At 73.3% G+C, this 24,661-nt stretch carries 15 protein-coding genes, 1 tRNA gene and 1 pseudogene; 11 read left to right on the top strand and 6 right to left on the bottom strand.

Going from position 1 to position 24,661, the window contains the following annotated elements; translation table 11 throughout:
• Positions 1-20 precede the first annotated feature (20 nt).
• Positions 21-731, top strand: coding sequence for a ferritin-like fold-containing protein (locus KM842_RS08830; protein WP_253206058.1), 711 nt, complete (start codon positions 21-23; stop codon positions 729-731).
• An 88-nt stretch (positions 732-819) separates the two neighbouring features.
• On the opposite strand, the gene KM842_RS08825 is transcribed toward KM842_RS08830, so the two are convergent.
• Together KM842_RS08825 and KM842_RS08820 are read right to left on the bottom strand one after the other, a co-directional pair.
• On the bottom strand, positions 820-1,116 hold the full coding sequence (locus KM842_RS08825) for a hypothetical protein (protein WP_216257620.1): 297 nt from the start codon (positions 1,114-1,116) through the stop codon (positions 820-822).
• A gap of 10 nt (positions 1,117-1,126) precedes the next feature.
• On the bottom strand, positions 1,127-1,351 hold the full coding sequence (locus tag KM842_RS08820; protein ID WP_110823695.1) for a DUF3107 domain-containing protein: 225 nt from the start codon (positions 1,349-1,351) through the stop codon (positions 1,127-1,129).
• A gap of 120 nt (positions 1,352-1,471) precedes the next feature.
• Here KM842_RS08820 and KM842_RS08815 point away from each other — a divergent pair, with 120 nt between their 5' ends.
• Entirely contained in the window at positions 1,472-4,708 is a 3,237-nt protein-coding gene (locus KM842_RS08815) for a UrvD/REP family ATP-dependent DNA helicase (RefSeq protein WP_216257618.1), read from the top strand.
• 125 nt (positions 4,709-4,833) lie between these two features.
• Positions 4,834-8,049 carry an ATP-dependent DNA helicase gene (locus tag KM842_RS08810; RefSeq protein WP_216262265.1) on the top strand — a complete coding sequence of 1,072 codons (3,216 nt, stop codon included), beginning with the start codon at positions 4,834-4,836 and terminating at the stop codon, positions 8,047-8,049.
• A 24-nt stretch (positions 8,050-8,073) separates the two neighbouring features.
• On the opposite strand, the gene KM842_RS08805 is transcribed toward KM842_RS08810, so the two are convergent.
• Positions 8,074-9,072 (bottom strand): phosphotransferase, encoded by a 999-nt coding sequence (locus tag KM842_RS08805; protein WP_216257616.1) that lies wholly within the window; start codon positions 9,070-9,072, stop codon positions 8,074-8,076.
• Positions 9,073-9,152: 80 nt separating this feature from the next.
• On the opposite strand from KM842_RS08805, the gene nudC reads away from it, so the two are divergent.
• Together nudC and KM842_RS08795 are read left to right on the top strand one after the other, a co-directional pair.
• Positions 9,153-10,088: an NAD(+) diphosphatase gene (gene nudC, locus KM842_RS08800; RefSeq protein ID WP_216257615.1), complete on the top strand. Its 936-nt coding sequence runs from the start codon at positions 9,153-9,155 to the stop codon at positions 10,086-10,088.
• A complete protein-coding gene (locus tag KM842_RS08795; RefSeq protein WP_216257614.1) occupies positions 10,085-11,830 on the top strand; it encodes an ATP-dependent helicase in 1,746 nt (581 codons plus the stop codon). Before nudC ends, KM842_RS08795 begins: the two co-directional genes overlap by 4 nt.
• On the opposite strand, the pseudogene KM842_RS15855 reads toward KM842_RS08795, so the two are convergent.
• A pseudogene (locus tag KM842_RS15855) lies at positions 11,814-12,269 on the bottom strand (hypothetical protein); the annotation flags it as partial. The gene KM842_RS08795 and the pseudogene KM842_RS15855 sit on opposite strands and share 17 nt — an antisense overlap.
• Before the next feature lie 425 nt (positions 12,270-12,694).
• Complete coding sequence (locus KM842_RS08790; RefSeq protein ID WP_216257613.1) at positions 12,695-14,149, bottom strand: zinc-dependent metalloprotease; 1,455 nt, start codon at positions 14,147-14,149, stop codon at positions 12,695-12,697.
• Between the two features lie 101 nt (positions 14,150-14,250).
• Here KM842_RS08790 and KM842_RS08785 point away from each other — a divergent pair, with 101 nt between their 5' ends.
• The 4 genes from KM842_RS08785 to KM842_RS08770 all read left to right on the top strand — a co-directional run bounded on the left by KM842_RS08785 (position 14,251) and on the right by KM842_RS08770 (position 19,759).
• Positions 14,251-15,360 carry a YlbL family protein gene (locus KM842_RS08785; protein WP_216257611.1) on the top strand — a complete coding sequence of 370 codons (1,110 nt, stop codon included), beginning with the start codon at positions 14,251-14,253 and terminating at the stop codon, positions 15,358-15,360.
• Between the two features lie 206 nt (positions 15,361-15,566).
• Complete coding sequence (locus KM842_RS08780; RefSeq protein ID WP_216257608.1) at positions 15,567-18,617, top strand: UPF0182 family membrane protein; 3,051 nt, start codon at positions 15,567-15,569, stop codon at positions 18,615-18,617.
• Between the two features lie 63 nt (positions 18,618-18,680).
• Positions 18,681-18,757, top strand: a tRNA-Met gene (locus KM842_RS08775).
• 186 nt (positions 18,758-18,943) lie between these two features.
• Positions 18,944-19,759, top strand: coding sequence for a carbon-nitrogen hydrolase family protein (locus KM842_RS08770; protein WP_216257606.1), 816 nt, complete (start codon positions 18,944-18,946; stop codon positions 19,757-19,759).
• Positions 19,760-19,963: 204 nt separating this feature from the next.
• On the opposite strand, the gene KM842_RS08765 is transcribed toward KM842_RS08770, so the two are convergent.
• A complete protein-coding gene (locus KM842_RS08765; RefSeq protein WP_216257604.1) occupies positions 19,964-21,163 on the bottom strand; it encodes an aminotransferase class I/II-fold pyridoxal phosphate-dependent enzyme in 1,200 nt (399 codons plus the stop codon).
• 235 nt (positions 21,164-21,398) lie between these two features.
• On the opposite strand from KM842_RS08765, the gene KM842_RS08760 reads away from it, so the two are divergent.
• Together KM842_RS08760 and KM842_RS08755 are read left to right on the top strand one after the other, a co-directional pair.
• Positions 21,399-23,393 carry a S1C family serine protease gene (locus tag KM842_RS08760; protein ID WP_216257602.1) on the top strand — a complete coding sequence of 665 codons (1,995 nt, stop codon included), beginning with the start codon at positions 21,399-21,401 and terminating at the stop codon, positions 23,391-23,393.
• 220 nt (positions 23,394-23,613) lie between these two features.
• Entirely contained in the window at positions 23,614-24,657 is a 1,044-nt protein-coding gene (locus KM842_RS08755) for a glycosyltransferase family 2 protein (RefSeq protein ID WP_216257600.1), read from the top strand.
• Positions 24,658-24,661: the final 4 nt, after the last annotated feature.

Here is a 24,661-nt window from a genome sequence, read left to right as displayed (position 1 = left end):
ACCCGTATGCTGGGCGGGTGGTGTCGTGGTGGAACCGGAAGCGTGCTGGGCAGCTCGCTGCAGCCTGGCTCGCGTCGCGGAACCCGCGCAGCGGGACCGTCGAGCGTCTGCAGCTCGACGACGTCAGCCCGGAGCTGGACGTCTACCTCGGCCAGGCCGCCTACCTGCAGCTGTCGCTGTACGAGACGATGGGCCGTGCCGGCGCCGGTGCGCCGACGCTCTCGGGCCGTCTGGTCACCGGGGTGCTCGCGACGACCGCTCTCGAGCGGCACCGTGCCATCGTGGCGGAGATCGAGCGCGGCGGCAAGGAGCCGGCCGACCTGATGGCTCCCCACCGCGAGGCGATCGACCGGTTCCTCGAGCGGACCAGCGGTGCGGATTGGTACGAGTCCATGCTCACCGGCTACGTGACCGCCGGCATCCTGAACGACCTGTTCGCGAACCTGCTCCGTTCGCTGCCCGCCGACGTCCGGCAGCGCCTGCGCACGGTGTTCGACGCGCGTGAGGAGCCCGCGGTCGTCGAGGAGCTCACGGCCCGGATCGACGAGGACCCGGTCGTCGCGTCCCGTCTCGCGATGTGGGGACGACGGCTCGTGGGCGACACGCTGCTCGTGGCACGCTCGGCCCTCGCGTCGCACGCCCGGGAGGACCAGGAACGGCTCGAGCCGGTCTGGACCGAGCTCATCGCAGCCCACACCCGGCGGATGGACGCGCTCGGGCTCACGGCCTGACACGGTCGGCCAGCAGCCCGGGCGGAAGCACCCCGAGCCGGCGACAGCGCAGGCCAGCAGCACCGTCCGGTCCTGCGGACAGGCCCGGTCAGGCGCCCTGCTCGACCAGCCGTTCGTAGTGCGCTTCGTCCGCAGCGGTGCGGCGTCGCCCGAGGACGACCTCGACCACCAGCGCGACCGAGCCCGAGCCGAGCAGCGCGACGACCCAGATCCAGGTGCCGTCGTACGGCCACCCCGCCCAGGTCAGTGCCTCCCAGAGCACGGCGGCCACGATGCCGCCCACCACGGGGCCGATCAGCACACCACGGGTCGTGCGCCAGGGCACGACCACGTGGGCGACGGCCCCGAGGAGGATCCCGCCGAGGACGGCGAAGAGGAGCTCCACGGGGAGCGGGTCAGGCGACGAAGCCGATGCGGCGGGACTCCTCGGAGCCCACCTCGACGTACGCGAGCGACGCGACCGGCACGATGAACCGGCGGCCCTTGTCGTCCTTGAGGGACAGGTGGGTGGCCTTGGCCGCGAGGGCCTCGGACACGGCGGTCTCGATCTCGTCGGCGGTCTGTGCCGTCTCGAAGCCGATCTCGCGCGGGCTGTTGATGATGCCGATCTTGATGTCCACGGACCTCACCATAGTCGAGCACCCGGGGGCTGCCCGGTGCGTTCGCCGCCGGCGCACACCCCGCTCCGGTGCACGGCGCGGGCGGTGCGTGATGTCGGTCCGGCTGGGTACCGTACGAGCGTGCCACCGACCACCCTGACGCCCGCGCCGGACCTCGGCGCCGAGGCGCGCGCGCTCGTCGCGGACCCCGCACAGCAGGCGGTCCTGGCACTCCCGGACGGGGTGCACGCGGCCGTGTTCGGTGCACCGGGCACGGGCAAGACGAGCACGCTGACCCGCTTCGTCGCCCAGCGGTCCGCCCGGCCCGACGCCGTCGACGCCGCGGGCCACGCGACGGTGCTCGCCCTCACCTCGGCGCGGGTGGCCGCCACCGCCCTGCGCGACCGGCTGGCCGCCGCGGTCGACCGGGTGACGCCGGGTGCCCTGGCCCGGACGGTCAACTCGCTCGCCTTCCAGGTCGTCGCCCACGCCGCGTCCGTGCAGGGACAGGACGCCCCGACCCTCCTCACCGGCGGGGAGCAGGACCGCATCCTCGGCGACCTGTTGGCCGGGCACGAACTCGACGGCACCGGACCGGACTGGCCGGCACCGATCACCGCGGTGGTGCGGGAGCGCGCCGGGTTCCGGACGGCGCTGCGCGACCTCATGATGCGTGCCGTCGCCGCCGGCGTCGAACCCGACGACATGCGCGAACTCGGCGACGAGACCGGGCACCCGGAGTGGCGGGCCGTCGGCGACCTGGTGGACGAGTACCGGGCCACCGTCACGGCGTACCGCGCCAGCAGCCTCGACGCCGCCGAGCTCGTCGCGTTCGCGACGGCCGCCGTGCTCCGCGGGGAGCTGCCGCCCTCCGTCGCCGCACTGCGGACGGTCGTCGTCGACGACGTGCAGGAACTGGTCGAGGGTGAGATCGCGCTGCTCGGTGCGCTCGCCCGCTCCGGCGTGCAGGTGGTCGCGTTCGGTGACCCCGACATCGCCGCCTCCGCCTTCCGCGGTGCGGAACCCGACGTGCTCGGCCGGCTCGGTCCGCGGCTCGGCGTCACCGGGGTGCAGGAGATCGTGCTCGGCACCGTGCACCGGCACGCCGGCCCGGTCCGCACCCTCGTCACCGGCATCACGGGACGCATCGGGACGGCGGCCGCCGGTCGGCAACGTGCCGCCGTCGCCCGGGAGGCCCGTGGTCGCGCCGACGCCGTCCTGCACCTGGAGGCGCCCAGTCGGTCCGCCATGGTGGCCGCGGTGGCGAGACGCCTCCGCGAACACCGACTGCTCGACGGGGTGCCCTGGCACCGGATGGTCGTCGTCACCCGGAGTGGCGCCGCGATCCCCGAGCTCGTCCGGGCCCTCTCCGTCGCCGAGGTGCCCGCGACCGCCGGGGCCGCCCCCACCCGGCCCGGGGACGACCCGGCCTCCCGCGCCCTGGTCGACGCCGCGGCCGTGGCCCTCGGGGTCGTGCCGCTCGACGCGGACCTCGCCACCGCCTTCGCCACGGGTCCGCTCGGTGGCCTCGACACCCTGGCAATCCGACGACTCCGGCTGGCGCTCCGCCGCGAGGAACTGGCCGGCGGCGGGACCCGAACGGCCGACGAACTGCTCGTCGACGCGCTGGGCGCCCCCGAGCGGCTCGCCACCATCGACGCCGCCTTCGCCCGACGAGCCGCACGACTGGCCACGAGCTTCGTGAACGCCCGGCACGACGCCGAGTCCGGGGCGAGCATCGAGGAGATCCTCTGGGGACTCTGGGAGCGCAGCGGCCTGGCCAGTACCTGGCGCGGGCAGTCCGTGGCCGGCGGGGTCGGTGCCGCCGAGGCCGACCGGCACCTCGACGCCGTCGTCGGGCTCTTCACCGCCGCCAAGCGCTTCGTCGAGCGCACCCCGGACGCCCCGGCGCGGGTGTTCGTCGACGACCTCCTCGGCGCCGACCTGCCCGAGGACTCGATCGGGCCGGACCGCACCGCGGGACGGGTCCGCGTGCTGACCCCCTCGGCCACGGTCGGACTGGAGTGCGACGTCGTCGTGGTGACGGGCCTCCAGGACGGGGTCTGGCCGAACACCCGAGTACGCGGCAGCCTGCTCGACCCGGACGGCCTCGTCCGGGCGGCTGCGGGCGTCCCGCACTCACCGACCGACGACCGGGCGGCGGTGATCGGCGACGAGCTCCGCCTGTTCGCCCGTGCGGTGTCGCGGGCGACGACACAGGTCGTGATCGCGACCGTCGCGAACGACGACGAGTCCCCCTCGCCGTTCGTGCGCCTCGTGCCGGTGCCGCCGGACCGGCAGCCGTCCGTGCACCCGCTGTCGCTGCGCGGGTTGGCCGGGTCGCTCCGACGGCGGGTGGTGGCGACGGGGGACCACGAGGCGGCCTCGGCCCTGGCCCGGCTGGCTGCCGAGGACGTGCCGGGGGCGGCGCCGGACGACTGGTACGGGCTCGCCGAACCGACGACGGCCGCGCCGCTGGTCGACCTCGACGCCGAGCCGACCGTGCCGGACGACGACCGCGGCCGCACCGTTGCGCGCGGCGCGGACGCGGGCGGCGCGGACGCCGGTGGCCCTGTCGGCGAGGAGCCCGAGGGGAGCGGCGAGCCCGTGCCGCCGACGGTGTCCGTGTCGCCCTCGCGCATCGGCACGTTCGAGGAGTGCCCGGTGCACTGGTTCGCGCAGACGTTCGGCGGGGGAGCACCGAGTCCGGCGATGGGCATCGGGACGATCGTGCACGAGGCGATGGAGCACGCCGTCGAGGTGGACGTCGAGTCGCTGTGGCAGCGCGTCGAGGAGCGGTGGGACGAGCTGACGTTCGAGTCGCCGTGGGTCGCCGACCGTGAGCGTGCCCGGACCCGACGCATGATCGAGGGGCTGAGCGACTACCTGCGGACCTTCGCGAGCGCCGGGCGACGCCTGCTCGGGGCGGAGTCCTCGTTCGCCCTCGTGACCGGCCCGGCCCGGGTGCGCGGCAGCATCGACCGGATCGAGGTCGACCCGGCGGGGCGGATCAGCATCGTCGACCTGAAGACCGGGCGCTCGATGCCGAGCGAGAAGAACGACATGCCCGGCCACCCGCAGCTCGCGGCCTACCAGCTGGCCGTGGCGGACGGCGCAGTCGACGGGGTGCCGGCCGGCTCGGAGACGACCGACGCGCGACTCGTCTTCGTGCAGAACCCGAAGGGCACGCGCGCCTACTCCGAGCGGACGCAGCGCGCCCTGGACCCGGAGTCGCGCGAGGCGTACCGCGAGCGGCTGCACGCGGTCGCCCGGGGCATGGCTGGCCGCACGTTCCTGGCGAACGTCGACGACCACTGCGACCGTGCCCGCACGGGGACCGAGTGCCGCATCCACGTGGTGGGCGAGGTGACCTGGTGAGCGCGGGCGGGGCGACGACGGACGCGGCAGGGAGGGACGTTGTGGGCACTGACGCGACGGCAGACGCGGGCGTGGTGACCGGCGAGGGGACGGCGACCGGCACCGACGCGCCGACCGGGACCGGCGTGCCCCGGTACGGCGCCGACGCGATCGCCGACGCCCTCGGCAAGCCCCGCCCGACCGAGCAGCAGCGCGCGGTGATCGAGTCGCCGCTCGCACCCGCACTGGTCGTCGCGGGCGCCGGCAGCGGGAAGACCGAGACGATGGCGTCCCGGGTCGTCTGGTTGCTCGCCAACGGGTTCGTCCGACCGGACCAGGTGCTCGGCCTGACCTTCACCCGCAAGGCGGCCGGGGAGCTCGGCGTGCGGATCAACGACCGCATCGCCGCCCTCGAGGACGCCGGACTCATCGAGGCGGGGGACGCCTTCCTCGCGCCCACCGTGTCGACCTACAACGCCTTCGCCAACGCCGTCTTCCGCGAGAACGCACTGCTCGTCGGCCGCGACGGCGAGTCCCAGGTGCTCACCGAGCCGTCGGCGTGGCAGCTCGCCCGCCGGGTCGTCGTCGCGACGCGGGACGACCGCCTGGCCGGGCTCGACCGCGCCGTCGACACGATCACCGCAGCGGTCGTCGCGCTCGCCGGGGCCGCGTCCGAGCACCTGGTCGACCCGGCGGACCTGCGGCGCTTCGCCGTCGACTTCGGTGCGCTCCTCGAACTGCCCGGGTCGAACCGCGGGACCCCGTACAAGGCCGTCACCGACGCCGTCGCGGCGATCGGTTCGCTCGAGCCCCTCGCCGACCTGGTGGAGGAGTTCCGCCGCCAGAAGGTGGACCGCGGCTTCGTCGAGTTCTCCGACCAGATCGCCCTGGCGCTCGCCGCGGCGGACGCTGCTCCCCGCGTCGCCGACGACCTCCGCGCACGCTTCGCGGTGGTGCTCCTCGACGAGTACCAGGACACGTCCGTGGTGCAGACACGCTTCCTCGCCCGGCTGTTCCGCGACCACCCGGTGATGGCGGTCGGCGACCCGCACCAGTCGATCTACGGCTTCCGCGGTGCGAGTGCGGCGAACCTCGCGCGCTTCCCGGCCGACTTCGGGGACCCCGCAGCGGAGGCCGTCGTCACGTACGCGCTGTCGACCAGCTGGCGGAACCCCGTCGACGTGCTCGCGGCCGCCAACGCGGTGGTGCACCCGCTCTCCGCCGCCTCCGACGTCCGCGTCGAGGAACTCGCGCCGCGCCCCGGCGCCGACCGTGGCACCGTCGACCTCGCCTTCCCGGAGACCCTGCCGGAGGAGGCCGACGCCGTCGCCGCCTGGTTCGAGGACCACCGGACCCGGAACCCGGGCGGATCGATGGCGCTGCTGCTCCGCGCGCGGAAGGACCTGGCCGCGTTCACCGGTGCCCTGACCGCCCGGGCCGTGCCGTACCACGTGCTCGGCACCGGCGGGCTGCTGCAGCGTCCGGAGATCGTCGACCTCGTGGCCTGCCTCCGTGTGCTGCACGACCCGGCCGCGGGGAACGACCTCATCCGTCTGCTCGCCGGGGCCCGGTGGCGGATCGGTGCGGCGGACGTCGTCGCGCTGCACGGCCTGGCCCGCTGGCTGTTCGGCCGCGACCACTCGCACCGGCGGCTCGACGACGAGGTCACCGCGGCGTTCCGGGCCTCGGTCGCCGTCGGGGAGCACGGCAGCATCGTCGACGCGCTCGACTTCGTCACGACGGCTCCGGACGACCACTCCGCCCTCGCCGAGATCAGCTCCGCCGGCCGCGAGCGGATGCGGGCACTCGGTGCGCAGCTCGCCTCGCTGCGTGCACGGGCCGGCGGCGACCTGGTCGACTTCGTCACGCTCGTCGTGCAGGAGATGCGGCTCGACGTCGAGGTCGCCGCGCACGAACAGGGCGGGTCGGCGTTCCTCGACGCCTTCGTCGACGAGCTGAGCGGGTTCGTGCAGACCGACGACCGAGCCGACCTGGGCGCGTTCCTCGGGTGGATCGACGCCGCCGCTCGACGGGACGACATGGGGCCGCGGTCGGAGGAGCCCGAGGGCGGCACCGTGCAGATCCTCACCATCCACGGGTCGAAGGGGCTCGAGTGGGACGCGGTCGCCGTGCCCCGCATGGTCGAGGGAGCGCTGCCGGCCCGGCCGCAGGAAGGCTCCACGGGCTGGCTCGGCTTCGGGCGGCTGCCGTACGAGTTCCGCGGCGACGCCGACGAACTGCCGCGTCTGGCCTGGCGCGGACGCGAGACCCAGAAGGACGTCGTCGACGCGATCGACGCGTTCAAGGACGAGGTGAAGTCGCGGAACGAGGACGAGGAGCGACGGCTGACCTACGTCGCGCTGACCCGGGCGAAGCACGAGCTGCTCGTGTCCGGGTCCTCGTGGGCGACCGGCGTCAAGCCGACGGCACCGAGCCGGTACCTGCACGACCTCGTCGCGGCCGGTGTCCTGCCGGCCGACGGCGTCCCGGAGGGCACCGTCCACGAGTCGAACCCGCTCGGCGACCAGGGGGCGACGCAGACGTGGCCGCACGTGCCGTTCGGTTCGCGCGGACCGCGGGTGCTCGCCGCCGCCGACCGCGTCCGCAACGCGAACCCCGGCGCCGCCGGCCGGTACGCGGCCGACATCGACCTGCTGCTGGCGGAACGGCGGGCCAACCGCTCGCCCGCGCACCAGGTCGTCGTCCCGCACCGGGTGCCGGCGTCGGGCTTCAAGGACTACCTGGGCGAGCCGGACCGCGTCGCGGAACGCCTGCGTCGGCCGATGCCGGAGCGTCCGTACCGTGCCACCCGTCTCGGCACCCTGTTCCACCAGTGGGTCGAGCAGCGTGCCCGGGGCGGCGCGCCCGCGGCCCTCGGCGGGTGGGACGGCGGCTTCGACGCCTGGGACGGCGAGCTCGACCTCGACCCGGGCGAGCCCTCGCCGGTCGAGGCGGCGGACGTCCCGGTCACCGACGACGACGCCCGGCGGTTGTCGGTGTTCCAGGACACCTTCGCCCGGTCACGGTGGGCGGAGCTGACCCCGGTCGAGGTCGAGCGCGAGATCCACATCCCGTTCCTCGGCCACAGCGTCGTGTGCAAGCTCGACGCCGTCTACGAGATCGACGGCCGCATCGAGGTCGTCGACTGGAAGACGGGCAAGGCGCCGACCGGTGCGGACGACCTCGACCGGCGGCAGTTGCAGCTCGCGCTGTACCGGGTCGCGTACGCCGAGTTCACCGGACGTCCGATCGAGGACGTCGACGCGGTGTTCTACTTCGTCGCGGACGACCTCGAGGTCCGGCCGTCGTCGCTGCTCGACCGTGCCGGACTCGAACGCGCCTGGCGCGAGGCGATCGGCTGAGGCGACCCGCGCCTCCCGGCCGGGTCAGCTGTGGCGGCGCTCGGTCGAGGAGAGCAGCTGCTCGACCTCGCCGATCTCCATCGTCTCCGGCGAGACCGCCTGCAGCGGCGCGGCCGTCGGCGCGTGCACGGCCTCGGCGAGCCGGTGCATCATCGCCACGGCGTCGTCGACGACCTCGGTGCTCTTCACCTGCACCCCGTGCAGCAGCCACTGGGCGGTCTCGAGTTCGTGGTGGACGCGAGCGCGCTGGCCGAGCTGTCGGTCGCGGCCACCGCCGCCGGCGGTGTAGGCGCTGAGGACGGTGTCGAACGCTTCGCGGCGGCCGGCGAGGACCCACGCAAGGTCCTTCGCCGGGTCGCCGAGCCGGAGCTCGCCCCAGCCGAGCACCCCGGTGACCTCGTCGCCCTGCACGAGCAGCGAGTCGATGCCGAGTGAGCCGTGCACGACGGTCGGGGTGAACTGCCACAGCTGCTGGTCGCGGGCGGCGCCCTCCCAGCGTTCCTGGAGTGCGGCCGGCACGAGCTTCGTGGCGACGGCGCGGTCCATCACGGACACGGCGGAGCGGAGGACCTCGAACGGGGTCAGGGACGGCAGACCGGCGTCGGTGACGAAGCTGGTGGGCAGGACGTGCAGCGCGGCGACGGCCCGGCCGACGCTGCTGGCCAGCTCGGGTCGCTCCGTCAGGTCGCGGAGCGCGGGGTGCTCGCCTGCGACGTACGAGGTGAGGATGGCGCGGGTCGAACCGACCGGCGCCTGGCCGCGGTACTCGGGGACGGCGAACGGGAGGCGCGTCCGGATCCCGGCGCTGAGCGCCCGGATCGCGACGAGGTCGGCGGACTGCCGCGCCTCGGCGCGCTGGTTCCGGGGGCGACGGATCGCGGAGGCACGACCGTCGGCCTCGCGGACGACCGCCGACTCGTAGTCGCCGGCGGCCACCGAGCCGAGCGTGCGCGTCCCGGTCAGGACGAGCCCGGGCACGGCCGTCGTCGCCAACGCGGCTAGAGTGAACTGCGATCCCGCCATGCCCATCAGGGTAGGTCCGCGGCGACACCGATCGGTGCGCGCCACGCTGGCCGGGACGTGTCGACCACGAGGAGATCCGTGTGACCGTGGAGTTCGCCGCCCGGCTGCCGCTCGCCCGCAACGAGCTCGACCGTGACGCGGAGTACCGCTCCACGCCCGATCTCGAGCGTGTGCTGCGCGACGACCCGACCACCCGCTTCCTGCCCGTGCACGGTGGTGCGATGCTGCGGAACACCGACGGCACCCTGCGCTTCGTCGACGCCGCGCAGGTGCCGGTGGACGCGACGCTGCTCTACCTCGGCCGCGCGGTCGTGGACGCTCCCGACGCCCCGGCGGGTACCCGCTTCGTCGCGGCGCTCGTCGACGACGCCGCCGCCACCGGCATCGAGTCGGACGCCGAGGCGTGGGAGAACCTGCGCATGTTCGGCACCGAGCTCTCGGCCCGCGACCAGGGCCTGGCGGTCGAGGCCGTGGCGATGGCGAACTGGCACGCCGTGCACGGGTTCTCGCCACGCACCGGCTCGGCCACGGAGTCCAGCGTCGGGGGATGGGTCCGTCGCGACCCCGAGGGACACCAGCACTTCCCGCGCACCGACGCGGCCGTCATCGTGGGCATCACCGACGGACAGGACCGGATCCTGCTCGGGGCGAACGCGGCCTGGGACGCGAACCGGTACTCGCTACTCGCCGGGTTCGTCGAGCCGGGGGAGTCGCTCGAGGACGCCGTCCGCCGCGAGGTCTTCGAGGAGGCCGGCGTCTCCATCGAGGAGCCCGAGTACCTCGGCTCGCAGCCGTGGCCGTTCCCCGCGTCCCTGATGGTCGGGTTCCGTGCCCGGGCCGTCGACGGCGACCCGTCCGCCGCGCGCCCGGACGGCGTCGAGATCGTCGACGTCCGCTGGTTCTCGCGCGACGAGATCCGCGAGCACGCCGGTGACACGATCCTGCTGCCCGGCCGGACCTCGATCGCCCGCGTGATCATCGAGGAGTGGTACGGCGGGCCGCTCGACCTGCCGTGACCGTCGCAGCCGGAGCCGCCGACCCGGCCACCCCGTCCCCGGACGCGCTGCTCGCCGCGCTCGACGCCGAGCAGCGGACCGTCGCCCGGACCCTCCTCGGCCCGGTCGCCGTCCTGGCCGGGGCCGGCACGGGCAAGACCCGCGCGATCACGCACCGCATCGCGTACGGCGTCGCCACCGGCACCTACTCGCCGAACCACGTCCTCGCGCTGACCTTCACCACTCGTGCCGCCGGTGAGCTCCGCTCCCGGCTCCGCGCCCTCGGGGCCGGCGCGGTGCAGGCCCGGACCTTCCACGCCGCGGCGATGTCGCAGCTCGGGTACTTCTGGCCGGACACCGTCGGCGGGCACGCGCCCGGGCTGGTGGAGTCGAAGGGCCGGGTGATCGCGCACGCGGCCGACACGATCGGGCTGCGCGTGGACACCCCGACGCTCCGCGACCTGGCGGGCGAGGTCGAGTGGCGGAAGGTCCAGCGCCTGACGTACGACGAGTACGAGGCCGCGGCCGCCGACCGGACGATGCCCCGCGACACCTCGCCGTCCCGCGTCGTCGACCTCATGCGGGCGTACGAACGGCTCAAGGACGACCGTCGGCAGATGGACTTCGAGGACGTCCTGCTCGCGACCCTCGGCATGGTGGAGTCCGAGCCCCGGGTTGCGTCCTACGTCCGGCAGCAGTACCGGTTCTTCGTGGTCGACGAGTACCAGGACGTCTCGCCCGTGCAGCACGACCTGCTCCGGGCCTGGCTCGGCGGACGCGACGACCTGTGCGTGGTCGGCGACGCGAGCCAGACCATCTACTCGTTCACCGGGGCGTCGAGCCGCTACCTGCTCGGCTTCGGGTCGGAGTTCCCCCGCGCCTCCGTGCTGCGCCTGGAACGGAACTACCGGTCCACACGGGAGGTCGTGCACGCGGCGAACGCCCTGATGCGCGGCCAGCCGGGCGCGCTCGACCTCGTGGCGCAGGAGACCACGCCCGGGCCCGACCCGACGGTGCTCGCGTGCACGCACGACGGGGACGAGGCCGCGACCATCGCCCGCCGCGTCACCGAGCTCGTCGCGGGCGGGGCGACGTACGGCGACTGCGCGGTGCTGTTCCGCGTCGGCGCACAGTCCGCCGCGATCGAGTCCGCGCTCGCCCGCAACGGCATCCCCTACCGGGTGCAGGGCGGCAAGCGGTTCTTCGACCGGCCGGAGGTCAAGCTCGCCGTGCACCACATGCGCGGCGAGGCGGTGCGGCAGACCGACGACGACCTGCTGCGCCGCGTGGAGCTCGTGCTGCAGATCAGCGGGTGGACCCGGACCGCACCGGAGGGCACCGGTGCCGTGCGCGAGCAGTGGGAGGCGCTGCAGGCGATCATGCAGCTCGCCGAGTCGGCCCCCGCGGACACGACCATGCAGCAGTTCACCGCCGACCTGGTCGACCGCGCCGCGACCCACCACGAGCCCGAACTCGATGCGGTCACGCTCGCGACCCTGCACTCGTCGAAGGGCCTGGAGTGGCCGCACGTGGTGCTCGCGGGCGTCGCCGAGGGCCTGCTGCCGATCTCGTACGCCACGACCGACGACGGCGTCGACGAGGAACGGCGGCTGTTCTACGTCGGCATCACCCGCGCTCGTCGTTCCCTGACCATGACGTGGTCCGCGCAGGGCTCCAGCCGGGGCGGGCCACGGGTGGCGAGCCGGTTCCTGGCAGCGCTCGGCACGCACACCGCGGATGCGGAGCGACCCGCCGGGTCGTGACCGACAGGTCGCGCCGGTCGACCACGACCTGCCGTGCGTCGGGGTGCTGCGCGACGAGCGGGAGCCGCTCGAGGACCAGTCCGGTCACCGTCACGGCGACCGTCGCCGCGCGGTGCGGTGACAGGGCCGCGGCCGGCCGGCCCCACACCTGCGCGGCGACCGCGGGCCAGGCGGGGTCGGCGTCGGACCGCTCGAGCTCGACGCACTGGAGGCACGGCCCGGCACCCGGCACGACGAACGGCCCGATCCGCACCCGTCCGTCACCCACGACGACCGGCAGGTGCGGGACCGCGCGACGGCACCAGGCCGCACGGACGACGGGGTCGGTCACGTGGTCGGCGACGAGGACCGCGAGCGCCGGCGGGGGATCGGGTGCGGCGACCGGGCCACCGCGGGGAGCGCTGGTCCGCACGACGGTGACGCCCTCGCCCGTGAGCATCCGGTCGAGGTCGTCGGTCAGGGCCCCGCTGCCGGACACCTCGACGCGGGCGAGCGGCTCGGGCAGCATGTCGACCACCGCGGGGGCGGCGTCCCCGAGCACCCGTGCGGCGGCGGCCGGACCGCAGCCGACGCTCCGCGCGAGGCCGGCCATCGCGTCCCGTGCGGTCTCCCGCCGGAGCGCGCAGAGGAACCGTTCCTCGGCCGTCGTCGGGACCGGCACCACCGCACGTGGCGGGTCGACCCCGAGCTGCACGGTGTGCGGGTCGCGCCAGACGAACTCGAGCGTCGGATCGATGCGGATGCCCATGCGGCAACGGTGACGCAGCCGGGGCCCGCTGCGTCGGACGGTGGCCCGATCTGTGGAGAACCCCGTGGCGGGCGGGGCGGTGTGGACGGGAGGCGGGTCGCGCCTCCCGTCCGGGGTCAGCGCTGCGGACCGCTCCCGGGCGTCCCGTCACCGGACGGAGCGTCACCGGACGGGCCGTCACCGGACGGGTCGGTGCCCGGCTGGTCGTCCGGACCCTCGATGCCGCCGTCCTCGTCCTCGGTCGGGCGGTCGGCCGTCGTGTCGTTCAGCAGGTCCTCGAGCGCCCGGTCGAACGCGTCGTCCTCCGGCGTCTGCGACGGGTTGCGGAGCCGGGCGACCAGGGCCTCCGGGGCGTCGATGTCGTCGGAACCCGGCACCAGGTCGAAGGCGGCCCAGAGCGCGTCGCGGTCGTCGGCGCCCAGCTCGTCGGTGACCCGCTGCCACATCGCCGCGGCCTCACGCAGCCGGCGGGGCCGGAGCTCGAGCCCGACCAGGGTGGCGAACGCGGACTCCGCGGGGCCACCAGCGGCCCGGCGGCGACGCACCATCTCGGCGATCGCGCCGGAGCGGGGCAGGCGGGCGGTGGCGGCGGCGGTGACGGTGTCGACCCAGCCCTCGACGAGCGCGAGCATCGTCTCGAGACGGGCCAGGGCGGCGTCCTGCTCGGGCGTCCGGGGCGGGATCAGCGCACCGGAGGCCAGCGCGTCACGGAGCTGCTCCTGGTCGGTCGGGTCGATGCCGGACAGCGACTCCTCGACCCGGTCGAACGGGATGTGCACGCCCTTCGCGTACTCGGTGATCGACGAGATGATGTGCAGGCGCAGCCAGCGGGCCGAGCGGAACAGGCGCGCGTGCGCGAGTTCGCGCACCGCCAGGTAGATGCGGACCTCGTCGACCGGGACGTCCAGTCCGTCGGCGAACTCGGCCACGTTCTGCGGCACGAGTGCGGCGACCTGCTCGTCGAGGAGCGGTACGCCGACGTCGCCACCGGACACGACCTCCTTCGCGAGCTGCCCGACGACCTGGCCGAGCTGGATCGCGAACAGTGCGCCACCGACGCCGCGCATCGCCTTCGAGACGTCGCCGAGCATCGTCTTGAGCTCCTCGGGCGCACGCTGGTCGATGGCCTCGGTCAGGGCCGACGCGATGCTCGACGCCACCGGCTCGGCGATCTGCGACCACACCGGAGCGGTCGCCCTGGCCCACTGTTCCCGCGTGTAGACGCTCGGCGTCGCGGTCAGCTCGGCGACCGTGGTGACCTCGTCGAGCCAGAGTGCGGCGACCTGGAACGCCTGCGCGGCGGCCTGCGTCGTGGCCGGGTCGAGCGGCTGTGCGCCCTCGCGGGCGATGCCCGCGGCCCGGTCGGCCGTCACCGTGAAGTCGATGCCGTCGCGGCCGTTCTGTGCGGCGCGCTGCAGCTGCGCCATCAGCTCGGCGACGGCGCCCGGGTCGTTCGGCAGGCCGGCGGCACCGGCGAGCTGCGACGGGTCGATCTGCCCCTCGCCGGACAGGAGCTTGCGGAGCATCTCCTGGAAGTCGTCGTCCGGCCCCGGCTGCGGTTCATCAGGCATGCCGACTACGCTAACCGCTGCCCACGGGCCCGGACCTGGGACCGTCCCGCGCATCGGTCCGTCCGGCTGCGCCGTGGGCGAACAGCCCCGGAAGGACCCGCGTGACCCTCTTCGCCCCCGCCCCCCGCCGTCGTGCCCGCTCCCGGCGGGTCGGCTGGGCGTTCGTCGTCGGCGCGCTCGTCCTGGCGATCGTCGCGAGCGTGCTGCCGAGCCCGTACGTCATCGAGATGCCCGGTCCGGTCTTCAACACGATCGGCACGCAGCGGCAGGGGACCGGCAAGGACGCGAAGGACGTCGAGCTCATCCAGGTCGACGGGCACCGCACCTACCCGACCTCGGGCGCGCTCGACATGCTCACCGTCAGCGTCCAGGGCACCGCGACCGAGCGCCCGTCCTGGACGAGCGTGATCCGTGCCCTGTTCACGAAGTCGCAGGCGGTGGTCCCGGCCAGCGCGATCTACCCGCCCGGGCGCTCCACGGAGGAGGTCAGCAAGCAGGACGCGGCCGACATGACGAACTCGCAGCAGTCCGCCGTCGCCGCCGCCCTCGTCCACCAGGGCTACGAGATCCCGACCGAGCTCGAGGTCGGCACCGTGCAGGAGGGTTCGCCCGCCGACGGCGTGGTCCGCACCGGGGACGTCGTCACGGCCTTCGACGGCACCTCGCTGACGACCAACGCCGACGCGACGACGCTCCGCGAGCTCGTCGCCCGCCACGGCACGGCCTCCCCGGCGAAGGTCACCGTCGAACGCGACGGCGCCACCCGCGAGCTCTCCCTCACGCCGGCGTCGGAGCAGGGCACGGCCCTCATCGGCGTGGGCGTGGTCGAGCACTACGACTTCCCCTTCGACGTCGACATCGAGCTGCAGGACGTTGGTGGCCCCTCGGCGGGCATGATGTTCGCCCTCGGGATCATCGACGAGATCACCCCCGGCGCACTGAACGGCGGCGAGCACGTCGCGGGGACCGGCACGATCACCGCCGGTGGCCGGGTCGGTCCGATCGGCGGCATCCGGCAGAAGCTCTACGGCGCCGAGGCAGCGGGCGCGACCGTGTTCCTCGCACCGAAGGCGAACTGCGACGAGGTCGTCGGCCACGTCCCGGACGGTCTCGACGTCTACGCCGTCTCGACCCTCGACCAGGCGGTCACCGACCTCGAGACCATCGCGGCCGGACGCAGCACCACGTCGCTCGAGCGCTGCACCTCCTGACCCGACGCTGAGCGACCACTCCGGCTGGTTCCGCCCGTGGCGGACGGGAGGCGCGCCTCCAGGCCGTCACGGCCCGCACGGGAGGCGCGGGGCCCGTTCCTGAGACGCGGCACAGGTTGACTGTCGGGCGGGACGAATAGGATCGTCACCACTGACGGCTCGGCCTGCCGGCGCGCCGCCGGTCCGACACGTCTGGAGCACAACAAGTGACGAACACCTCGTCCACCACGGGACGGCGCTCGCCGCGTGTCCCGATCGTGGTCACGATCATCGTGCTGGCCGCACTGGTGATCGGCTTCTTCATCTTCGCCAGCCTCTACACCGACTACGCGTGGTTCTCGCAGCTCGGGTTCGAGCGCGTCCTGACCACCCGGTGGCTCGCCGGGACGGCCATGTTCGTCGCCGGGTTCCTGGGGATGGCGGTCCCGGTCTGGTTGAGCATCGTGCTCGCCTTCCGGTTCCGTCCGGTCTACGCGAAGCTCAACTCGCAGCTCGACCGGTACCAGCAGGTCATCGAACCGCTGCGCCGCGTCGTGATGCTCGGCATCCCCGCGGTGCTCGGCGTCTTCGCCGGCCTGGCCACGGCGCCGCGCTGGAGCATGGTGCTCCAGTACTTCAACCGGACGCCGTTCGGCAAGACGGACCCGCAGTTCGGGCTCGACATCGGCTTCTACGTCTTCGAGCTGCCGTTCTGGCGCGCGGTCGTGGCGTACTCGTCCGCCGTCGTGCTCATCGCCGGCCTCGCCGCCCTGGCCGCCACGTACCTGTACGGCGCGCTCCGCTTCGGCGGTCGCGAGGTGCGGATCTCGAAGGCGGCGCGGATCCAGCTCGCGATCACGGCCGGGCTCTACATCGCGCTGCAGGCCGCGAGCCTCTGGCTCGACCAGTACGCGGCGCTCACCAAGGACAACTCGCTCATCACCGGTGCGCAGTACACCGAGGTGAACGCGACCATCCCGGGCCGCGAGATCATGGCCGGCATCGCCGCGATCGTGGCGATCCTGTTCATCGTGACCGCGGTCATCGGCCGGTGGCGCGTGTCGATCATCGGGACCGGGCTGCTCCTGGTCTCCGCCATCGTCATCGGCGGCATCTACCCCTGGATCGTCCAGCGCCTGCAGGTCGCACCGAGCGAGCGGTCCTTCGAGTCCGCGTTCATCCAGCGGAACATCGACGCCACGCGTGACGCCTACGACGTCGCCGGCGTCAAGGAGCAGGACTACGACGCCACCACCACGGCGACGTCCGGTGCCCTCTCCGAGGACGCCCAGACCACCGCGAACATCCGCATCATCGACCCGAAGATCGTCGCGGACACGTACAGCCAGCTGCAGCAGTACCGGCAGTACTACAAGTTCCCGGACCAGCTCGACGTCGACCGCTACCAGGTGGACGGCAAGACAGAGGACACCGTCCTGGCGGTGCGCGACATCGACCTCGAGGGGCTCGGGGCCTCGGCCACGCAGTACAACCGCACGTTCGTCTACACGCACGGCTACGGCGTCGTCGCGGCCTACGGCAACCAGCGCGCATCCGACGGCAAGCCGGTGTTCATCGAGTCGGGCATCCCGGCCGGTGACACGCTCGGCAAGTACCAGCCGCGCGTATACTTCGGCGAGAACTCGCCGGCGTACTCCATCGTCGGTGCACCGAAGGGCACGAAGGACGTCGAACTCGACTACCCGTCGGGCTCGGACGACAACGACGGCAACGCCACCACGACCTACGCGGCCGACGGTGGCCCGAAGATCGGCAACTTCTTCAACCGCCTGGTCTACGCGGCGAAGTTCCAGTCCGAGCAGATCCTGCTCTCGAACGCCGTCAACGCGGACTCGCAGATCCTGTACGACCGCGACCCGGTCAAGCGCGTCGAGAAGGTCGCGCCGTACCTGAAGCTCGACAAGGACGCCTACCCGGCGATCGTCGACAACCGCATCAAGTGGGTCGTCGACGGCTACACCACGAGCAACGCGTACCCGTACTCGCAGAGCCAGAGCATGACCGACAGCATCAACGGCACCGACTCGGGCAGCTTCCGGACCGACCAGGTGAACTACATCCGCAACTCGGTCAAGGCAACGGTCGACGCCTACACGGGCAAGGTCACGCTCTACGCCTGGGACACGAAGGACCCGGTGCTCAAGACGTGGCAGAAGGTCTTCCCGACCTCGCTCCAGCCGGTCTCCGCGATGAGCGCCGACCTCCTCGCGCACGTCCGCTACCCGACCGACCTGTTCAAGGTCCAGCGGAGCATCCTCGGCACGTACCACGTGACCAACGCGAACTCGTTCTACTCGGGCGATGACGCGTGGACGACGCCGGTCGACCCGACCTCGACCTCGACGAGCGCGGGCGACTCCGACTCGGCCGGATCCGCCTCGGGGACGAACGCCGCCACCACGAACGCGCTCGGGACGCAGACCACCGCGACCAACCCGGACCAGCAGGACCCGTACTACCTGACGATGAAGGTGCCGGGCTCGGGGACGGCGTACTCGCTGTACAGCACGTACATCCCGAAGCAGAACTCGTCGTCGAACGCGCGGAACGTGCTGACCGGCTACCTGGCGGTCGGCTCGGACGCCAGCGGCGCCGGGAAGGGCAAGAAGGGCGAGGGCTACGGCAAGCTCACGCTGCTGACGATCCCGAAGACCGACAGCATCCCGGGGCCGTCGCAGGTGCAGAACCTGTTCAACTCGGACCCGACGGTGTCGCAGGAGCTGAACATCCTCAAGCGCGGCAACAGCACGGTGAAGCAGGGCAACCTGCTGACCCTGCCGGTCGGTGGCGGGTTCCTCTACGTCCAGCCGGTGTACGTGCAGTCGACCTCGAGCGGCTCGTACCCGCTGCTGCAGAAGGTGCTCGTGGCCTTCGGCGACAAGATCGCGTTCGAGGACACGCTCGACCAGGCGCTCGACGAGCTGTTCGGCGGCAACTCGGGTGCGGCGGCCGGCGACTCCGGTGCCGCCGAGGGCTCCGGCTCGGGCTCGGGCGACACCGGGTCGGAGAGCTCCACGGGCGGCTCGACCGGCGGTGCGACCGGCGGCTCGACGGGTGGCTCGACGGGCGGCTCGTCCTCGGGCAGCACGGACCCGGACGTCCAGCAGGCACTCTCCGACGCCGACAAGGCGCTGCGGGCTCGTGAGCAGGCGTACGCCGACAACGACCTGGTGGCGGCGGCCGAGGCCGACAAGCAGCTGCAGGAGGCCATCGAGGCCGCCATCGCAGCCGAGGGCGGCAGCGGCTCCGGCCGGTGATCCGGACGGGCGGGGTGCTCGATTTGGCACCCCGCCCGATCCCGTGTAGTGTTTTCCATGTGCCGCGGGGTGGAGCAGTTCGGTAGCTCGCTGGGCTCATAACCCAGAGGTCGTAGGTTCAAATCCTGCCCCCGCAACCAACGCGACACGAGAAGCCCCGGTCCTCACGGACCGGGGCTTCTTCGCGTCCTGGGCGGTTCGGCGGAACCGAGCCGGACGGCGGCGAGTCGGATGGCGGCGAGTCGGACGGCGGTCAGTCCGACTCCGGTCAGCCCGGGCGCGTCCAGTCCGACGCGGGTCAGTCGGACGCCGGTTAGCCTGGCCCCGTGACGACACTGACGATCGCGGCGGCGCAGTTCGCGCCCGTGGACGACCCGGCGACGAACCTCGAGACCGTCCGTGCGGCTGCGGCGGACGCGGTGGCCTGCGGCGCCCGGCTGCTCGTCACGCCGGAGTACACGTCCTTCTTCACCCCGGACATCGACGACCGGTTCGTCGCCGCCGCCCAGCCGCTCGACGGCCCGTTCGTCACCGGGCTGCGACGCATCGCCCGCAGCACCGGCATCGCACTCGTGGTCGGCGTCGCCGAGGCGGGGGAGACGCCTGAGCGGTTCCGGAACACGCTCGTGGCGATCGACGCCTCTGGCGCGGTCCTGACGTCGTACCGGAAGGTGCACCTGTACGACGCGTTCGGGTCCCGCGAGTCGGACCGCATCGAGGCCGGGGATCCCGACCAGCTGCCGGTCGTGGTGGTCGACGGCGTCCGGGTGGGGCTCGAGACCTGTTACGACCTGCGCTTCCCGGAGGTCACCCGGCGTCTCGCCGCTGCGGAAGACGGGGCCGCGGACGTCGTCCTCGTGCCGGCCGAGTGGGTCCGCGGGCCGGGCAAGGAGCACCACTGGCGGACGCTCCTGACCGCTCGGGCGATCGAGAACACCGTGTGGGTCCTCGGCGTCGGCCAGGCGCCACCGATCGGGATCGGCGGTTCCGTCGCCGTCGACCCGTCGGGCACCGCGGTCGCCGCGCTCGGCGCGGACCCCGGTCTGCTCGTGACGACGGTGGACACGACGACGACCGACCGGGTGCGTTCGGTGAACCCCTCGCTCGCGCTGCGCCGGTACGGGATCACCCGGCGCGCCTGACGGGCACGGTGCCGAGTGCGGGACCGCGCACGCGCGCACGCGCGCACGCGCGCAGGCGCGCAGGCGCGCAGCCACGCAGGCACGCAGCCACGCAGGCACGCAGACCGTCGCGACCCGGGCCGCCCGTACGCAAGCCGCCGGCAGCCGTGCCGAAACCACCCGTGCCGCCGGCAGGCGGCCCGGCTGGTCGGGTGGACGGTCCGCTCAGGCCGCGCGCAGCCCCGCCAGCCGGACCACGGCCTCCTCGAGCACGGACCGTCGCTTGCAGAACGCGAACCGGATGAGCGACCGGTACCCGTCGACGTGGTCGGGCCGGACGAACGCCGACACCGGGATGCCCACCACGCCCACCGACCGCGGGAGCTCGAGGCAGAGCGCCCGAGCGTCGTCGTGTCCGAGCGGTGCCGCGTCCGCGATGACGAAGTAGCCCGCGTCGGGTCGCAGCACGCCGAACCCGGCGACCGCCAGCCCGTCGGCCAGGATCTCCTGCTTCGCCCCGAGCTCCGCGGCGATCCCGGCGAACACCGGGTCGGGCAGCCGGAGCCCGGCCGCGATCGCCGGCTGGAAGGGCGCGCCGTTGACGAAGGTCAGGTACTGCTTCACGGTGGTGATCGCCTCGACGAGCGCCGCCGGAGCCGTCAGCCAGCCGATCTTCCAGCCCGTCGTGTTGAAGGTCTTGCCGGCGCTCGAGATCGACACGGTCCGGTCACGAGCACCCGGCAGGGTCACCGGCGGGACGTGGGTGCCGCCGAACGCCAGGTGCTCGTAGACCTCGTCGGTCACGATCACGGCGTCGTACTGTTCGGCCAGCTCGACCACGGTCGCCAGGACCTCCGGCGGCAGGACCCGTCCGGTGGGGTTGTGCGGGGTGTTCACGAGCACGACCCGGGTGCGGTCGGAGAACGCGGCACGCAGGTCCGCCTCGTCGGGCAGGAAGTCCGGGGCGCGCAGGGGCACCGTGACGTGTTCGGCGCCGGTCAGTCCGATCAGGGCGCCGTACGCGTCGTAGAACGGCTCGAAGGTGACGACCTGGTCGCCCGGTCCGACCAGCGCCAGGAGCGTGGCGGCCAGCGCCTCGGTCGCGCCGGCGGTGACCAGGACCTCACGGTCGGGGTCGACGTCGAGCCCGTACCACCGGGCCTGGTGCTCGGCGATCGCGGCGCGGAGGTCCGGCGTCCCACGCCCCGGCGGGTACTGGTTCACGCCGGCGCGGATCGCCTCGACGGCGGCCTCGAGCACCTCGGCGGGGCCGTCCTCGTCCGGGAACCCCTGCCCGAGGTTGATCGCACCGGTGGCCGCCGCCAGGGCGCTCATCTCGGCGAAGACGGTCGGCGCGGGGACCCCGTCGGGCCCGAGCAGCATGGCTCCCTCGGCGGCTCGCAGCCACGGACCGGTCTGCCGCATGGGCGACCCCTCTCTGCGTCGGGGCACCGGCCGGGAGGCGCGGCGCGCGATGGCCCCCAACCTAGCGTCCGCCCCGCGGTCGGCCGGGTGCGGCCCACGGCACCCTCCGCGGGCGATCCGCGGACCGCGCTCACAGCCGACGCATACGATCGGCTTGGCCAGCTCGCAGCTGCGCCATCACGACCGCCCAGGTCGGTGGGGAAGACTGCAGGAGCTTGAAAGGAGCACGTCCAGCATGAGCGACACCACGCCCAACGGGCACGGCGACGACGACCGTCGCGACGAGACCACCGGTCCGGACGAGTCGGAGCGCACCCGCCACGGGCACCGCGACGACGACGCCACGGACGTGGTGGGGACGACTCCGGCGCACGAGGGTGAGCAGTCCGCTGCCGCCTCCGACCACCCGACGGACCGCTACACGGCTCCGTACCCGACGCTCGACGGCGGTTCGTCCTCCGACGCGACCCCGACCACGGAGTACGGCCAGTACGGCCAGTACGCGCAGCACGGTCAGGACGGGCAGAGCTCCTCCGGCCAGGACTCCCAGTACGGCCAGGACTCCCGGTACGGTCAGACGTCCCAGTACGGCCAGACGTCCCAGTACGGCGAGCAGGGCCAGTACGGCCAGGGCTCGCAGTACGGGCAGTACGGCCAGTACGGCCAGACGTCCCAGTACGGCGAGCAGGGCCAGTACGGCCAGGGCTCGCAGTACGGGCAGCAGGGCCAGTCCGGCCAGGGCTCGCAGTACGGCCAGTACGGCCAGTACGGCCAGGGTTCCCAGTACGGGCAGCAGGACCAGTACGACCAGCAGGGTCAGTACGGGCAGACCTCCCAGTACGGCCAGGACCGCCCCCGCTACGGCGAGTACTCCGGTGCCGCAGCCCCGGCCCCGTCCTCCGCGCAGGCCCCGTCGTCCGCCACGAGCGCCTTCGGCGAGGCCGCCGACCAGCAGCGGACCAACGGCCACTACTTCACCGGTGCGCCGGCAGCGGCCCCGACCAGCACGCGCGACCGCTCCGGCCGCAACCGCTTCGTCCTGCCCGTCGTCGCCGGCCTCGTGCTCGCGGGCCTCGTCGGCGGTGGCGCCGGGTGGGCCGCGGGCAACGCGACCGGCGGCGGCACGGTCAGCGGTGGTTCGAGCTCCTCGCAGAGCGGCGGCAACCTCACCGTCAACGACTACGACTCGGCCACGGTCGTCACCGCGGTCGCAGCGAAGGCCACCCCGTCCGTCGTGACGATCAACGTCTCGGCGAACAGCGAGGCCGGCACCGGGTCGGGCGTCGTCCTCAACAAGGACGGCTACATCGTCACGAACACCCACGTGGTGACGCTCGACGGCGACAGCGCGAACGGCACCATCTCGGTGACGACCTCGAACGGCAAGGTCTACAAGGGCACGCTCGTCGGCACCGACCCGACGGTCGACCTCGCGGTCATCAAGATCGACGCCCCCGACCTGCAGCCGATCGACTTCGCCGACTCGTCGAAGCTCAACGTCGGCGACACCGCCGTCGCGATCGGTGCCCCGCTCGGCCTGTCCAACACGGTCACCGACGGCATCGTGTCGACCCTCAACCGCAGCATCCAGGTCACCTCGAGCGACCCGAACGCCGGCGGCGACACGAACGAGGGCCAGGGCAACAATGGCAACGGCCCGTTCGACTTCTGGGGCAACGGCGACAACGGCAGCAGCTCCGGCGCGAGCACGACCGTCTCGCTGCCGGTCATCCAGACCGACGCGTCGATCAACCCCGGCAACTCGGGCGGTGCGCTGCTCGACGACAAGGGCGCCCTCATCGGCATCAACGTCGCGATCGCCAGCGCGGGCAGCTCCGGCTCGTCGAACTCCCAGGCCGGGAGCATCGGCGTCGGCTTCTCGATCCCGTCGAACCTCGTCAAGCGCGTGGCGTCCGAGATCGTCGAGAACGGCAAGGCCACGCACGGTCTGCTCGGAGCCTCGGTCGGCGACGCGACTGAGGACGCCAACGCCTCGCAGGTCGGCGCCCTCATCAAGTCGGTGGTCTCGGGCGGCGCAGCGGCGAAGGCCGGACTGCAGAAGGGCGACGTCGTGACGAAGCTCGGCGACGCCTCCATCGCTGACGCGACGGACCTCACGGCGCAGGTCCGCTTCTTCGCCGGCGGCGCGACGACGCAGGTCACCTACGTCCGCAACGGGGAGACCCGGACGGCGGACGTCGAGCTGGGGACCTACGACAGCTCGAAGTGACCCGAACACCCCACGACGGGAGGCCCGCCACCGGACCGGTGGCGGGCCTCCCGTCCGTCCGGGGCCGGGACGGACGTGCGCGGCGGCGGCACGGCGACCGAGGGCCGTCGGACGGCCCCAGGGCCCGGCCAGGTGTCCATCGCGGGTGCTTGATAGGCTCGGTCCGCTCTGCGGGGCGGTCCCACGGGCCGCGTCGCGCCCGCCGGACCCCGAGGATCACATGCAGCACGACGGACAGGCCCTGCCGGGTGTCTCCTACGTCATGCCCGTCCTCAACGAGGTGACCGAGGTCCGTGCCGCGGTGAGCAGCCTGCTCGAGCAGGACTACCAGGGGCCGTTCGAGGTCATCCTGGCCCTCGGACCCTCGATCGACGGCACGAACGAGCTCGTCGCCGAGATGAGCGCCGCCGACCCCCGCATCCGCGCAGTCGAGAACCCGGTGGGGTCGACCCCGGCCGGTCTCAACGTGGCGATTCGCGCCTCCGAGCACCCCGTCGTCGTCCGTGTCGACGCGCACAGCGTGCTGCCCCGCGACTACACGCGGATCGCGGTCCGAACCCTGCAGGAGTCCGGCGCCGACAACGTCGGCGGCATCATGCGCGCCGAGGGGCGCACCCCGTTCGAGCAGGCGGTGGCGCTCGCCTACGGCAGCCGGGTCGGACTCGGCGGGACGCCGCACCACGTCGGCGGGCAGGCCGGGCCGGCCGAGACCGCCTACCTCGGGGTGTTCCGTCGCGAGCGGCTGTTCGCGGTCGGGCTGTTCGACGAGGGCATCAAGCGCGGGCAGGACTGGGAACTCAACCGGCGACTGCGCTCGACGGGCGGGACCGTGTGGTTCACCCCCGAGCTCGTCGTCACGTACCGGCCCCGGCCGAGCCTGAAGCGGCTGGTGCGGCAGTTCGTCGCCACCGGGCTCTGGCGGGGTGAGCTCGCCCGCCGCTTCCCGTCGAACAACGGGCTGCGCTACTTCGTCCCGCCGCTCATGGTCGTCGCGGTCGCACTCGGCCTGGTCGCCGGACTCGTCGGCGTCGTCGGGGCCGCGCTCGGCAGCCCGCTCGCGTGGGCGATGACGGGGTTCGCCGTCCCCGCGGTCTACCTGCTCTTCGTCGTCACCGGCGCCCTCGCGGTGTCCCGACGGTCGGTGCCGGCCACACGGGCGTGGTTGCTCGTCGTGCTGCCGTGCATCCACGTCGGCTGGGGCGTCGGCTTCATCATCGGGTTCCTCACCCGGACCTCCGATCTGACCACGCACACGGGACGGTGACCGA

This window comes from Curtobacterium sp. L6-1, assembly GCF_018885305.1.
GTDB lineage: Bacteria > Actinomycetota > Actinomycetes > Actinomycetales > Microbacteriaceae > Curtobacterium > Curtobacterium aetherium.
The sequence above is the reverse complement of the archived record's forward strand: the minus strand, read 5'-3'. Positions and strand labels throughout refer to the sequence as shown.

Excerpts from the sequence above, each read along its gene's own strand:
- KM842_RS08805 (WP_216257616.1), bottom strand. The coding sequence starts at position 9,072 with ATGGCGGGATCGCAGTTCACTCTAGCCGCGTTGGCGACGACGGCCGTG.
- KM842_RS08790 (WP_216257613.1), bottom strand. The coding sequence starts at position 14,149 with ATGCCTGATGAACCGCAGCCGGGGCCGGACGACGACTTCCAGGAGATG.
- KM842_RS08765 (WP_216257604.1), bottom strand. The coding sequence starts at position 21,163 with ATGCGGCAGACCGGTCCGTGGCTGCGAGCCGCCGAGGGAGCCATGCTG.
- KM842_RS08760 (WP_216257602.1), top strand. The coding sequence starts at position 21,399 with ATGAGCGACACCACGCCCAACGGGCACGGCGACGACGACCGTCGCGAC.
- KM842_RS08755 (WP_216257600.1), top strand. The coding sequence starts at position 23,614 with ATGCAGCACGACGGACAGGCCCTGCCGGGTGTCTCCTACGTCATGCCC.